Source organism: Pseudomonas sp. PDM22 (assembly GCF_014851965.1).
GTDB lineage: Bacteria > Pseudomonadota > Gammaproteobacteria > Pseudomonadales > Pseudomonadaceae > Pseudomonas.
This window is the reverse complement of the sequence record NZ_JACVAR010000001.1, coordinates 138,447-151,550: the sequence shown is the minus strand read 5'-3', so window position 1 is coordinate 151,550 and position 13,104 is coordinate 138,447. Positions and strand designations below refer to the sequence as shown.

Annotated in this window: 10 protein-coding genes and 3 tRNA genes; 10 read left to right on the top strand and 3 right to left on the bottom strand. The window is 66.1% G+C overall.

Going from position 1 to position 13,104, the window contains the following annotated elements; genetic code table 11:
- Positions 1-15 precede the first annotated feature (15 nt).
- The 7 genes from IB255_RS00700 (at position 16) to IB255_RS00670 (ending at position 4,794) form a co-directional block, all read left to right on the top strand.
- Positions 16-558, top strand: a complete 543-nt coding sequence (locus IB255_RS00700; protein WP_139791618.1) for a CvpA family protein — start codon at positions 16-18, stop codon at positions 556-558.
- 106 nt (positions 559-664) lie between these two features.
- On the top strand, positions 665-2,170 hold the full coding sequence (purF, locus tag IB255_RS00695; RefSeq protein WP_081519374.1) for an amidophosphoribosyltransferase: 1,506 nt from the start codon (positions 665-667) through the stop codon (positions 2,168-2,170).
- 27 nt (positions 2,171-2,197) lie between these two features.
- Positions 2,198-3,409 (top strand): O-succinylhomoserine sulfhydrylase, encoded by a 1,212-nt coding sequence (locus tag IB255_RS00690; RefSeq protein WP_081519375.1) that lies wholly within the window; start codon positions 2,198-2,200, stop codon positions 3,407-3,409.
- A 5-nt stretch (positions 3,410-3,414) separates the two neighbouring features.
- The gene (locus tag IB255_RS00685) at positions 3,415-4,173 is read left to right on the top strand and encodes an SDR family oxidoreductase (protein WP_192209702.1); all 759 of its coding nucleotides are present in this window, start codon (positions 3,415-3,417) and stop codon (positions 4,171-4,173) included.
- Positions 4,174-4,451: 278 nt separating this feature from the next.
- Positions 4,452-4,527 (top strand) — tRNA-Val (locus IB255_RS00680).
- Positions 4,528-4,543: 16 nt separating this feature from the next.
- A tRNA-Asp gene (locus IB255_RS00675) sits at positions 4,544-4,620 on the top strand.
- Between the two features lie 97 nt (positions 4,621-4,717).
- A tRNA-Asp gene (locus IB255_RS00670) sits at positions 4,718-4,794 on the top strand.
- 252 nt (positions 4,795-5,046) lie between these two features.
- On the opposite strand, the gene IB255_RS00665 is transcribed toward IB255_RS00670, so the two are convergent.
- Together IB255_RS00665 and IB255_RS00660 are read right to left on the bottom strand one after the other, a co-directional pair.
- Positions 5,047-6,084 carry an AraC family transcriptional regulator gene (locus IB255_RS00665; RefSeq protein ID WP_081519377.1) on the bottom strand — a complete coding sequence of 346 codons (1,038 nt, stop codon included), beginning with the start codon at positions 6,082-6,084 and terminating at the stop codon, positions 5,047-5,049.
- The gene (locus IB255_RS00660) at positions 6,081-7,199 is read right to left on the bottom strand and encodes a carbon-nitrogen hydrolase family protein (RefSeq protein ID WP_081519378.1); all 1,119 of its coding nucleotides are present in this window, start codon (positions 7,197-7,199) and stop codon (positions 6,081-6,083) included. Before IB255_RS00660 ends, IB255_RS00665 begins: the two co-directional genes overlap by 4 nt.
- A gap of 208 nt (positions 7,200-7,407) precedes the next feature.
- Here IB255_RS00660 and IB255_RS00655 point away from each other — a divergent pair, with 208 nt between their 5' ends.
- The 3 genes from IB255_RS00655 (at position 7,408) to IB255_RS00645 (ending at position 12,160) form a co-directional block, all read left to right on the top strand.
- Complete coding sequence (locus IB255_RS00655) at positions 7,408-9,441, top strand: FAD-dependent oxidoreductase (protein WP_081519379.1); 2,034 nt, start codon at positions 7,408-7,410, stop codon at positions 9,439-9,441.
- Between the two features lie 303 nt (positions 9,442-9,744).
- The gene (locus tag IB255_RS00650; protein WP_081519380.1) at positions 9,745-11,205 is read left to right on the top strand and encodes a chromosome partitioning protein ParA; all 1,461 of its coding nucleotides are present in this window, start codon (positions 9,745-9,747) and stop codon (positions 11,203-11,205) included.
- 10 nt (positions 11,206-11,215) lie between these two features.
- On the top strand, positions 11,216-12,160 hold the full coding sequence (locus IB255_RS00645) for a 1-aminocyclopropane-1-carboxylate deaminase/D-cysteine desulfhydrase (RefSeq protein WP_081519381.1): 945 nt from the start codon (positions 11,216-11,218) through the stop codon (positions 12,158-12,160).
- On the opposite strand, the gene IB255_RS00640 is transcribed toward IB255_RS00645, so the two are convergent.
- Positions 12,148-13,086, bottom strand: coding sequence for a DUF1853 family protein (locus tag IB255_RS00640; RefSeq protein ID WP_081519382.1), 939 nt, complete (start codon positions 13,084-13,086; stop codon positions 12,148-12,150). The two genes, IB255_RS00645 and IB255_RS00640, sit on opposite strands and share 13 nt — an antisense overlap.
- Positions 13,087-13,104 lie beyond the last annotated feature (18 nt).

Here is a 13,104-nt window from a genome sequence, read left to right as displayed (position 1 = left end):
TTTCTGGGCCGCAACGTGGCATTTACCTGGGTCGATTGGACGATGATCGGCATCATCGTCGTTTCCAGCCTGATCAGCTTGAGTCGTGGTTTCGTCAAGGAAGCCCTGTCGCTGGTCACCTGGATCGTAGCCGGTGCGGTCGCCTGGATGTTTGGCGGCGCCCTGGCCGAGCATCTCGCACCCTACATTCAGCTGCCCTCGGGGCGTGTGATCGCCGCCTGCGCTCTTCTTTTCGTCGTCACGCTGCTGCTGGGTGCACTCGTCAATTTTCTCATCAGCGAGCTGGTGCGGGTGACCGGCATGTCCGGCACCGATCGCGTGCTCGGCATGGTGTTCGGTGGCGCCCGTGGCGTGCTGCTGGTGGTTTTGCTGGTCGGTCTGCTGAGCCTTGCGCCGGTGCAACAGGACCCGTGGTGGCAGCAATCGGTGCTGATGCCGCATTTCCTGATGGTCGCCGACTGGTCGAAGAACTTCATCCTGACTTTTGCCGGGCAGTGGATGTCCGGCGTTACCATCACTCCGCCTTCCGGAGTGGGTGGCTTGCTGCCGGCCCAGTGACGGGTGGGTGGAGGCGACGGGTAGCCGTCGCCGCTACGGCAGGTCCGGTGGATACTGCCGAATATGGAATTGTTTTAGCCTGAACACCAACTAGGGGTTGCGTCGCATGTGTGGCATCGTCGGTATCGTGGGCAAGTCGAACGTGAATCAGGCGCTCTATGACGCGCTCACCGTTCTCCAGCATCGTGGCCAGGACGCTGCGGGGATTGTCACCTGTCAGGACGACCGTCTGTACCTGCGCAAGGACAACGGCCTGGTCCGTGACGTCTTCCAGCAGCGCCACATGCAGCGCCTGGTCGGCAAGATCGGCATCGGACACGTACGCTACCCGACCGCGGGCAGCTCCAGCTCCGCCGAGGCGCAGCCGTTCTACGTCAACTCGCCCTACGGCATCACCCTGGCGCACAACGGCAACCTGACCAACGTCGAGCAGCTGGCCAAGGAAATCTACGAATCCGACCTGCGCCACGTGAACACCAACTCCGACTCGGAAGTGCTGCTCAACGTGTTCGCCCATGAGCTGGCGGTGCGCAACAAGCTGCAGCCCACCGAGGAAGATGTGTTCGCCGCCGTTGCCGGCGTGCATGCCCGTTGTGTGGGTGGCTACGCCGTGGTGGCGATGATTACCGGCTACGGTATCGTCGGCTTCCGCGATCCCCATGCGATCCGCCCGATCGTCTTCGGCCAGCGTCACACCGAGAACGGCGTGGAGTACATGATCGCCTCGGAAAGCGTGGCCCTGGACGTCCTCGGCTTCACCCTGATCCGCGACCTCGCGCCGGGCGAAGCGGTGTACATCACCGAAGACGGCAAGCTCTACACCCGCCAGTGTGCGGCCAACCCGCAGTACGCGCCGTGCATCTTCGAGCACGTCTACCTGGCCCGTCCAGACTCCATCATCGACGGCATCTCGGTCTACAAGGCGCGTCTGCGCATGGGCGAGAAGCTGGCCGACAAGATCCTCCGCGAGCGTCCGGACCACGACATCGACGTGGTCATCCCGATCCCGGACACCAGCCGCACCGCCGCGCTGGAACTGGCCAACCGCCTGGGCGTGAAGTTCCGCGAAGGCTTCGTGAAGAACCGCTACATCGGCCGTACCTTCATCATGCCCGGCCAGGCCGCGCGCAAGAAATCGGTGCGCCAGAAGCTCAACGCCATCGAGCTGGAATTCCGCGGCAAGAACGTGATGCTGGTGGACGACTCCATCGTTCGCGGCACCACCTGCAAGCAGATCATCCAGATGGCCCGCGAGGCCGGCGCGAAGAACGTCTACTTCTGCTCCGCCGCTCCGGCGGTGCGCTACCCCAACGTCTACGGCATCGACATGCCGAGCGCCCACGAGCTGATCGCGCACAACCGCAGCACCGAGGAAGTCGGCGAGCTGATCGGCGCCGACTGGCTGGTGTATCAGGACCTGCAGGACCTGATCGAATCCACCGAGGGCGGCAAGATCAAGATCGACCACTTCGACTGCGCCGTGTTCAACGGTGAGTACGTCACCGGTGACGTCGACGAAGCCTATCTGAACAAGATCGACCAGGCGCGCAACGACTCCACCAAGACCAAGGGTGCCGCGGTCAGCGCCATCATCGATCTGTACAACGACTGATTCAGACACGAATAGGGAGAGCAGGGCATGGCTCAGGATTGGGAAGCCGGCCGGCTGGACAGCGACCTGGAGGGCGTCGGTTTCGACACCCTCGCAGTGCGCGCCGGGCAACGCCGCACCCCGGAGGCTGAACACGGCGAAGGCCTGTTCACCACCTCCAGCTACGTGTTCCGCAGTGCCGCTGATGCGGCCGCGCGTTTCGCCGGTGAAGTGCCGGGCAACGTCTACTCGCGCTACACCAACCCCACGGTGCGCACCTTCGAGGAACGCATCGCCGCGCTGGAAGGCGCCGAGCAGGCGGTGGCCACGTCCACCGGCATGTCGGCCATCCTCTCGCTGGTGATGAGCCTGTGCAGTGCTGGCGACCACGTACTGGTCTCGCGCAGCGTGTTCGGCTCGACCATCAGCCTGTTCGAGAAGTACTTCAAGCGTTTCGGCATCGAGGTGGACTACCCGCCGCTGAGCGACCTGAAGGCCTGGGAAGCGGCCTGCAAGCCGAACACCAAGCTGTTCTTCGTCGAGTCGCCGTCCAACCCGCTGGCCGAGCTGGTGGATATCGCCGCGCTGGCCGAGATCGCCCATGCCAAGGGCGCGCTGCTGGCGGTGGACAACTGCTTCTGCACCCCGGCGCTGCAGCAGCCGCTGAAGCTGGGCGCGGACGTGGTGATTCACTCCGCGACCAAGTACATCGACGGCCAGGGCCGTACCATGGGCGGCGTAGTCGCCGGTCGGCGCGCGCAGATGGAGCCGGTTGTCGGCTTCCTGCGTACCGCCGGCCCGACGCTCAGCCCGTTCAACGCCTGGATCTTCATCAAGGGCCTCGAAACCCTGCGCGTGCGCATGCAGGCCCACAGCGCCTCGGCGCAACTGGTCGCCGAGTGGCTCGAGCAGCAGCCGGGCGTGGAGCGCGTTTACTACGCTGGCCTGCCCAGTCACTCGCAGCATGAGCTGGCCAAGCGTCAGCAGAAGGGCTTCGGCGCGGTGGTGAGCTTCGAGGTAAAGGGTGACAAAGCCGCAGCCTGGCGCTGCATCGACGCCACCCGGATGATCTCCATCACCACCAACCTGGGTGACACCAAGACCACCATCGCCCACCCGGCCACCACCTCCCACGGTCGCCTGTCGCCGCTGGAGCGCGAGAACGCCGGCATCCGTGACAACCTGATCCGCGTTGCCGTGGGCCTGGAAGATGTCGATGACATCAAGGCCGACCTGGCGCGAGGCCTGGCGGCGCTGTGAGCGTAATGGACGCCCTCGGCAACGGCCAGGTGGTGCTGGTCACCGGTGCAGCACACGGCCTCGGCCTGGGCGTCGCTGCCTGGCTGGTCGCCGAGGGCTGGCAGGTGGTGCTGGCGGACATCGACCGCGAGCGCGGCCCGAAAGTGGCTGCGGCGCTCGGTGAGCGCGCCAGCTTCATCGCGCTGGACGTGGCCAGTGAAGGGCAGGTCGCTGCGGCCGTGGCCGAGCTGATCGGCCAGTTTGGCCGCCTGGATGCGTTGGTGAGCAATGCCGCCATCGCCCGGCCGCACAACACGGCGCTGGAGAGCCTGGGCTTGAACGAGTGGAACCGCACCCTGGCGGTGAATCTCACCGGTCCGATGCTATTGGCCAAGCACTGTGCGCCGTACCTGCGCGCGCACAGCGGCGCCATCGTCAACATCGCATCCACTCGGGCTCACCAGTCCGAGCCGAATTCCGAGGCCTACGCGGCGAGCAAGGGCGGGCTGCTGTCGCTGACCCACGCCCTGGCCAACAGCCTGGGCCCGGATATCCGCGTCAACGCGATTTCCCCCGGCTGGATCGATGCCCGCGACCTGCGCGAGCGCGAGGCCGAGCCGCTGACCGAGCTGGATCATGACCAGCACCTGGTCGGCCGTGTCGGCACGGTAGAGGACATCGCCTCGGCGGTGGCCTGGCTGATCGGCGACAGTGCCGGCTTCGTCACTGGCCAGGAGCTGGTGATCGACGGCGGCATGACGCGCAAGATGATCTACCTCGACTGAGTGTCGGGGTGGGGAAGAGGAGGGCGGCCCGAGGGTCGCCCTTTTTCATTTCCGGCCCGCGCCGGGGAGTGCAGGTGTTGGTCTGTTCGCGAGCAAGCTCGCTCCTGCAGGATTGGCGCCGGAGCTCTTCTGTGGGAGCGAGCTTGCTCGCGAACCTGGGGCCGCACCGAGCTCGGCGCCGGTGCGCCGAACTTTTTTCGCGAGAAATGAAAAAAATTTCAATCAGGGCATTGACTTAGGTTCTGCCGGCTGTAGAATGCGCCCCACTTCGAGACGAAGGGTGATTAGCTCAGCTGGGAGAGCATCTGCCTTACAAGCAGAGGGTCGGCGGTTCGATCCCGTCATCACCCACCACTCTCGCAAGTTACGCGCAGCGGTAGTTCAGTCGGTTAGAATACCGGCCTGTCACGCCGGGGGTCGCGGGTTCGAGTCCCGTCCGCTGCGCCATTTTCCCCCTCCTTGGTTCCTACCCCGAACCGGCTTGTCGAGTGATTCACTCCAGGCGCAAGGAGGTTGCTGTACCGGACGAAAGTCCAACCGACACGCAGCGGTAGTTCAGTCGGTTAGAATACCGGCCTGTCACGCCGGGGGTCGCGGGTTCGAGTCCCGTCCGCTGCGCCATATTCGAAAGCCCTCAGGTAGCAATACCTGAGGGTTTTTTCGTTTCCGCCCGAAAATTCCCACAGTCCTTCTGTAAGACGCTGTCACAGGTCCTTCACCTTTGCCGTCTAGCTTTTTTCCCATGGTCTTTGCTAAAACCGGATCGAACGGTCAGGAGAAAAGCCAATGGACGACTATCAGGAAGAACTGCTGGAGTTGCACGCGGTGGAACAGGATCTGCCGGAGCCGGCTGACGACGCCACGGAAATGTGATCAGGCGCTGTGGCGCTGAGCGCGGCGGAATTCTCCGGGGGGCTGCCCGCTCCAGCGCTTGAAGGCGCGCTGAAAGGCCTCGGCGGAGGCGAAGCCGAGCAGGTAGGCGATCTCGCCGAAGGCCAGGTCGGTGTCGCGAATGTAGATCATCGCCAGGTCCCGCCGGGTGTCGTTGAGGATGCTGCGGAACTGCGTGCCTTCCTCGGCCAGCTTGCGACGCAGTGTCCAGGTCGGCAGCTTGAGCCGCGCGGCCACTTCCTCCAGGTCCGGTTCGCGGCCGTTGAGCATCGGTCCCAGCAACTGGGCGACACGCTCGTGCAGGCTGCGCGTGCGGGTCAGTTGCTCCAGTTCCTTCTCGCAGATATCCAGCAATTGCCGCCAGGTGCTCGGGCAGTGGTCCGGGTTGGCGCGCGCCAGTGTTGCCTGGTCCAGGCGTAGCTGGTTGTGTTCGGCGCCGAACTCCACCGGGCAGCCAAGTCTCTCTTCGAAGCGTGACGCCCAGGCGGGTGCCGGGTACTCGATCTCGACCTTCTCCGGGCGCAGCGGCTGCGCACCGATGCTGCCGAGCATGCTCACCCAGCCGGCCAGAACCGAATCCACCACGAAGCGGTTGTACGCGTTGTACGGGCTGATGGAGTAGAAGCGCAGCCAGGCACCGCTGGCGTCTTCGATGAAGCTGCTCTGGCCGCGGTAGTTCTGCGCGTAGAGCGGCTCGAAGCGGATCAGCGCGCGGGCGGCGGCTCGCAGGTTGGGTGCCTGGGCGGCGGTGACGCCAGCCAGGCCGCTCTGGCTCGGTCGGCTCAACTGCCCCATGCGCAGGCCGAGGGCGGGGTCGCCGCTCTGCTGGATGGCCGCGTGGCCGAGGCGCATGTAGCGGGGGATCGACAGGCGCGCGCCGGGTTCACCCAGGCGCGCGGCATCCAGTCCGTACTGTTGAAGCAGGGGTTGCGGGGCGACGCCGCTTTCCGCCAGCGCATCGGCGAGGCTGTGGACAAAGCCCACCGACAGGTCGCCGAGGCGCATGCTGGGACGGTTCATAGCCAGAGGTTGATCAGGCGCGCGCCGGAGCCGTCGGGCGCCAGGGTGTGGCTGTCGCCATTCACGACCAGGCTGCGACCGTCGCTGCCCAGGTCCCAGAGGTGGCCACGGAAGAACACGGTGATGCCGGCGCGTGCGCCGCTCTCACCGAGACGGCCAGCCAGCGCCAGGCGTTCCCAGGCTTCGCCTTCGGAGAGTTCGCCGGGCTTGAGCGTCACGTCGTTCGGCGTCGCCCCGCCGTTGTAGCCCTTCCACGGTTTGCTCCAGCTGCCGTTGCCGGTAAGGAAGGCCGGTACAGCAATGATGTCGGGCTTGTTCGCGGCCAGCGCGCTGTAGCTGGCCGGGTACCAGCTGTCGGCGCAGACCAGCACGCCCAGGCGCCCGGCCGGGGTCTGCAGGACCTGCAGGTCGTCGGCGTCGCCGCCACGGGTGAAGCCTTTCTCGTCGTCGATGGGGAACAGCTTGCGCTGCGGCTTGCCCAGCGGCAGGCCGTCGCTGCCGAAGACCTGGCTGACGTTATAGAGGCGGCCGTTGCCCGTGCGAATCTGCCCTTCGACGATGCGCGGGTTGGGCAGCACGATGGAGCCGGCGACTATGGTGACGCCGAACTCCTTCGCCAGAGAGCCGAACAGCGTCTGGTAGTCGTGGGCCATGTCCACCGCCTTCATGCGGAACAGGGCGTCGGCCATGCGGTCTTCGCCCTTGGCGCCGAGCCAGCCGCGAGCCAGTTTCAGCGGGTTGCTGGCGGCCATCCATTCCATGGCCTCGGCGAGGTGCTCGGTCTGGTAGACCTCGGGCTTCTCGCCGGCGGCCACCAGCCAGGTGCCGATGTGTTCCGGGAAGACCACCACGGTGCGCGGGTTGATCAGCCCTTCGTCGCGGGCCTTGGCCAGGTAGGCATGGAACTTCAGGCGCAGGCGCTCGACGCTCTGGTAGTCCTGGGTGAACAGCTCCGGCTGCACGCCCAGCAGGTTGCCGCGTTCGGACGGCTGGCCCTGGTTGAGCGAGACTTCGCTGCGCAGGTCGGACAGGTAGTGCCCCACCGGGCGGCGCTCCGCCCAGCCGGCATAACCGGCGAAGAGGATGACCAGGACGAGGAAGATCAGCTTGCGCATAAAGGACGGGTACTCATGGGATGCACCACAGGGTAGGGGTTGAGCCGGGCCTTGCCAAGACGGGGTGTCATCTTTGGTCAGTAACTTGTCATTTACGATCATTGAGCGGCGAGGGTGCGCTCCTTAGAGTCTGCCCCATACCGACCGCGCCCCATGCCTTGCCCCCGCAGGCTGAGGGCGCGGCATCATCGTGAATGCCGGAGGAACCATGACCGCCACTTACCCGCACCTGCTCGCACCGCTGGACCTGGGCTTTACCACCCTGCGCAACCGCACCCTGATGGGTTCCATGCACACCGGCCTGGAAGAGAAACCCCAGGGCTTCGAGCGCATGGCGGCCTACTTCGCCGAGCGCGCCCGTGGCGGCGTCGGCCTGATGGTCACCGGCGGCATCGGCCCGAACGAGGAGGGCGGCGTGTATTCCGGCGCGGCCAAGCTGAGCACCGTCGAAGAAGCCGAGAAGCACAAGATCGTCACCCAGGCGGTGCACGAAGCGGGTGGCAAGATCTGCATGCAGATCCTCCACGCCGGCCGTTACGCCTACAGCCCCAAGTCCGTCGCGCCCAGCGCCATCCAGGCGCCGATCAACCCGTTCAAGCCGCGCGAGCTGGATGAAGAGGGCATCGAGAAGCAGATCGCCGACTTCGTCAATTGCTCGAGCCTGGCCCAGGTGGCCGGCTACGACGGCGTCGAGATCATGGGTTCGGAAGGCTACTTCATCAACCAGTTCCTGGTCGCCCACACCAACCACCGTACCGACCGCTGGGGCGGCAGCTACGAGAACCGCATGCGCCTGCCGGTGGAAATCGTCCGCCGCGTGCGTGAGGCCGTAGGCCCGAACTTCATCATCATCTATCGCCTGTCGATGCTCGACCTGGTGGAGGGCGGCAGCACCTGGGACGAGATCGTCCTGCTGGCCAAGGCCATCGAAAAGGCCGGCGCGACCATCATCAACACCGGCATCGGCTGGCACGAAGCGCGTATCCCGACCATCGCCACCAAGGTGCCGCGCGCGGCTTTCACCAAGGTCACCGCCAAGCTCAAGGGCGAAGTCAGCATCCCGCTTTGCACCACCAACCGTATCAACACCCCGGAAATCGCCGAGCAGGTACTGGCCGAAGGCGACGCCGACATGGTCTCCATGGCCCGTCCGTTCCTGGCTGACCCGGACTTCGTCAACAAGGCTGCCGAAGGCCGCGCCGACGAGATCAACACCTGCATCGGCTGCAACCAGGCCTGCCTGGACCACACCTTCGGCGGCAAGCTGACCAGTTGCCTGGTGAACCCGCGTGCCTGCCACGAGACCGAGCTGAACTACATCCCCACCACCCACGTGAAGAAGATCGCCGTGGTCGGCGCCGGCCCCGCCGGCCTGTCCGCCGCCACCGTGGCGGCCGAGCGTGGCCACGAGGTGACCCTGTTCGACGCCGCCGGCGAGATCGGCGGCCAGTTCAACGTCGCCAAGCGCGTGCCGGGCAAGGAAGAGTTCTACGAGACCCTGCGCTACTTCAAGCGCAAGGTGGAAACCACCGGTGTGAACCTGCAGCTGAATACCCGCGTCAGCGTCGACGACCTGGTCGAGGGTGGCTTCGACGAGATCATCCTGGCCACCGGCATCGTGCCGCGCACCCCGGCCATTCCGGGTATCGAGAATGCCAAGGTGATCAGCTACCTGGACGCCATCCTCGAGCGCAAGCCGGTCGGCAACAGCGCGGCGGTGATCGGCGCCGGCGGCATCGGCTTCGACGTCTCCGAGTTCATCACCCATGCCGGCGAATCCACCAGCCTGGATCGCCATGCCTTCTGGCAGGAGTGGGGGATCGACGAGAACCTGGATGCCCGTGGCGGTATCGCCGGCATCCAGGCGCATCCGCACGCTGCGGCGCGCCAGGTGTTCCTGCTGCAGCGCAAGAAGTCCAAGGTCGGCGACGGCCTGGGCAAGACTACCGGCTGGATCCACCGTACCGGCCTGAAGAACAAGCAGGTACAGATGCTCAACAGCGTCGAGTACCTCAAGGTCGACAATGATGGCCTGCACATCAGCATCGCCGGCGGCGAACCGCAGGTGCTGCCGGTGGACACCGTGGTTGTCTGCGCCGGCCAGGACCCGTTGCGCGAACTGCACGACGGCCTGGTCGCTGCAGGCCAGAGCGTGCACCTGATCGGCGGTGCCGATGTGGCTGCCGAACTGGACGCCAAGCGCGCCATCAACCAGGGTTCGCGCCTCGCTGCCGAAATCTGATTCGGTTGAAGCCCGATCAGGCTGAATCCTGAGTGGGCTGAGATCCGTATCACAAAGCCGGGCCCGGAAAAGTTCCCTTCCGGGCCCGGATATCCCTCCAGAAATCCAACCGCGTCACAGAATTCTCCAACCGGTTAACCGCCCGGCCCAACCGCCGGGGCGGGTGCCAACCGAGTCACATTGCCTGCGACATTAATTCCCCTAGACTTGCTCGGATGTCGGGATTTTCCCGCTGTCTGGGTGCTGCATTTCTGACAGACCCTTTTTTCAGACTTCCTCCCGCACCAGCCCAGAGGTCAATCGATGAGCATGCAGAAGAAGCCTCAAATGGTGGAAGCCGTGGTCTTCTTCAACGACCGTGGCGTCTGCAGGGAAATGCTCTACCCCGAATTCGAGGCGCTGCTCGACAACGTCGTGCAGATGCCGGAATACGCCGATCAGCAGATGCAACTCGCCTATGTGCTGATCAACCCGCGCCTGCTGGTCAAGGCCGTGGTGTTCTTCTACCTGGACTTCGACGAGAAGGGCGAAGCCGACAGAGGCTGGAACCTGCCGCTGCGCAACCTGGCCGACCGTGCCGGCCGTGGCCCCGACATGGGCGCCGGGCCAATCCGCCTGGCCTGCCGCAGCCAGTGCCCGGTGTCCTGGCACCAGATGCACCTGTGGGACCCGACTCTCGACGCCGCCCAGAACCATCTGGTGCAGCTGCGCGAATCGATCAAGCGCAACAACCTCGGTGTGCTGGTGGAAGAAGAGCCTGCCGCCGTGGAGCTCGCGCGCCTGCAGATGGCCGACGAGCACCAGTGGTATGCGCCCGCCGAGGAGTCCCGCGAGGAGGCCGAGAAGCTCGCCCGCGCGATGCTCGAGGAGCACCAGCAGAAGACCGCCGCACTGCTCGGCCAGCATGAAACCCGCCTGTCGCAGATCAGCCAGCAGCACGAGCAGGAACTCAGTCGCCTGAAGCTCGGCGCGCAGGAGCAGGTCAAGGTGCTGCAGGCCGAGCTCGCCGCACTGCGCGAAGGCCTGAAGCGCGAGGAAGAGATCAACGCCGACCTGCGCCGTGAACTGGATGGCCAGGCCAATGGCTTCCAGCGCGGACGCGAGGAGCTGACCGCACAGTTGCGCCATATCGAAGAAAGCGGCCGTGACGAGCTGGAGCAACTGCGCCAGCAGATCGAGGAGGAGTCCCGTACCCGCCTGGCCAGCCTGGAGGCTCGCTACAAGGAGCAGATTTCCGTCCGCGACGTCGAGCTGGGCTACCGCAACGAACTGGACCAGCAGCTGAAGCAGGAGAACCAGCAGCTGCGCCAGGAAGCCGAACAATTGCGCGGGGAAACCGCCCAGTTGCGCGAGCTCGCCGGGCAGCTGCAGCAGGGCGCTGAGGGCTTGCGCCTGGAGCTGGATGCGCTGGCGGCCAAGGCGGCCGACAGCTCGATGCTGGAGCGCCTGGCCGGCATGGGGGTGATCTTCGTGGTGTACCATCCCGGCGCCGGTCATCTGACCCTGTCGCTGCAGGATGTCGCCCGTTACCAGGAAAACCCCATGGCTTACGCCGCGGCCAAGTGCTTCGTCGCCGAAGACCAGTACCGCAGCTGGCTCGCCCACTACCAGCAACCCGCCTGCGAAGGACGCCTGTCCAACGGCGAACGCTGCGCCATGCCCATCGACCGCGTGGAAACCCCCGGCCGCTTCGTCGAAGGCGACAGCAACTGCTGCTCCCGGCACAAGACCGCCGGCCGGCTGCGCAGCGTCACCACCGGCTGACCGGGGCGCCGTGCGGTTCCCCGACTGGCGCCCCGAAGCCCCCCTGCAACGCGTCCACCTGGAATGGCTCGACCGCGCCGGCGTCGAGCTGGCGTTGTTGCGCCTGGACCTCGTGGATGCGCAGGTCTCCGGCAACAAATGGTTCAAGCTCGCGCCTTACCTGAAACAGGCCGCCGACCTCGGCTTGAGCGGCGTGATGACCCTGGGCGGCGCCCATTCCAATCACCTGCACGCGGTTGCGGCGGCCGGTGCGCGCTTCGGCTTCGAGACCGTCGGATTGCTGCGTGGAGGCGAGCAGGAAAATCCCACGGTGGCCGACCTGCGCCAGCTCGGCATGCAGCTCCACTGGCTCGGCTACGGGGGTTATCGCCGACGGCACGACAGCGATTTCTGGACGCCCTGGCGCGAACGCTATCCGCAGTTGCTGGCGGTGGGCGAGGGCGGCGGCGGGCTTGCCGGTGCGCAGGGCTGCTCGCCGTTGATTGCGCAGATTCGTGGGCAACTCGGTGCTCTCGGCTGGGAGGACTATCAGCAGCTCTGGGTGGCGTGCGGCACTGGCACGACCCTGGCCGGCCTGGTGCTCGGCGAGGGTGGAGCGCATCCGGTGGTCGGCGCCATGGCGGTGCCGCCGGGGCACGGTATCGAAACACAGGTGCCCGAGCTGTTAAGGGAGGGTGGCTCCAGCGATGTCGGATACCGTTTGCTGGATGCCAGCCGTGGGGGCTTCGCGCGGATCGACGCGACGCTGGCGCGCTTCATCCTGGCGACCGAAGCCGAGTGCGGCGTGCCGCTGGAGCCGTTGTACACCGGGAAGTTGCTGTTGGCGTTGCACGATGAAATCGCGGCGGGGCGCATCGCGCGCGGTGCCCGCATCGTTGCCATCCACAGCGGCGGTCTGCAGGGGCGCCGGGCGCTGGATGAGCAATTGAAGGCACTGGCGGCTCAGCGCGAATAGCCGCTGTGCACCCGTGGCCAGCGGTCACCCACCAGGAACAGGCGCTCCTGCTCCCGCCAGCGCCCTTCATGGAACTCCATGCGCGCCAGCATCTGCGGGAAGCCGTCTTCCGGCAGTTCCGCCAGCCAGGTGGCGAAGCGCTCCGTGCTCCAGCTTTCATCTTCGGCGGCCGGGGATAGCCAGCCCTTGCGCGACAGCGCCTGCCAGCCATCCGGCTGCTGCGCCTGGTAGGCAGGCCAGGCGCGCCGATGCAGCCAGCGGCCGCGCTGGTGGTTGTCGCTGGCCCCCGCGGGTGGCGGGCAGGGTGTCGGCCAGGAATAGAACAGGTAGCCGCCGAGCCAGAGGCCAGGCCGCGGCTCGGCATCGCTGTGCTCGCGCACCACGGCAAGCCCCTCGACGGTGGCGGAGAGTGGCAGCTGGTGCTGGTAGAAGTGCTCGATCTTGCGCAGCAGATGGTCTTCGGCGCCCGGCCCGAGCCAGGAGTCGGGGCCGTCGTCGCTGGGGCCGAGGTAGAGCTTGATGGCCAGTTCCAGGTGGTGCAGGCCGTCATCGTCCTCCAGCAGCAGGTCCAGCTCGCCGAGGGTCTGGCCGTTGTCGCGCACCGGCAGGTTGGCCGCCAGCAGGCGCAGGCCCGGCGCGCGCTCCAGGGCGTATTGCCAGAGCCGTTCGTAATAGCGGCCCAGGCGCTGGTGCGGCGCGGACTCGAGCTGCGCCAGCAGTTCGCCCGGCGAGCGCTCCTGGGCGCGCAGCCAGTCAGCCAGCAGTTCGGGCTGCGAGTACCAGCGACTGGCGCTCAACGGATGGCGCAGCGCCGGGCTGCCGGGGTGCAGCAGGGGCGGCGAGAGCAGCGTCCAGGCGAGGTCGCGAACCTGCGGCTGGCGCAGGTCGATCAGCAGCTCGTCGAGCAGGGCGGTGAAGTCGGTCATGCCCCAAGACTAGCCGCT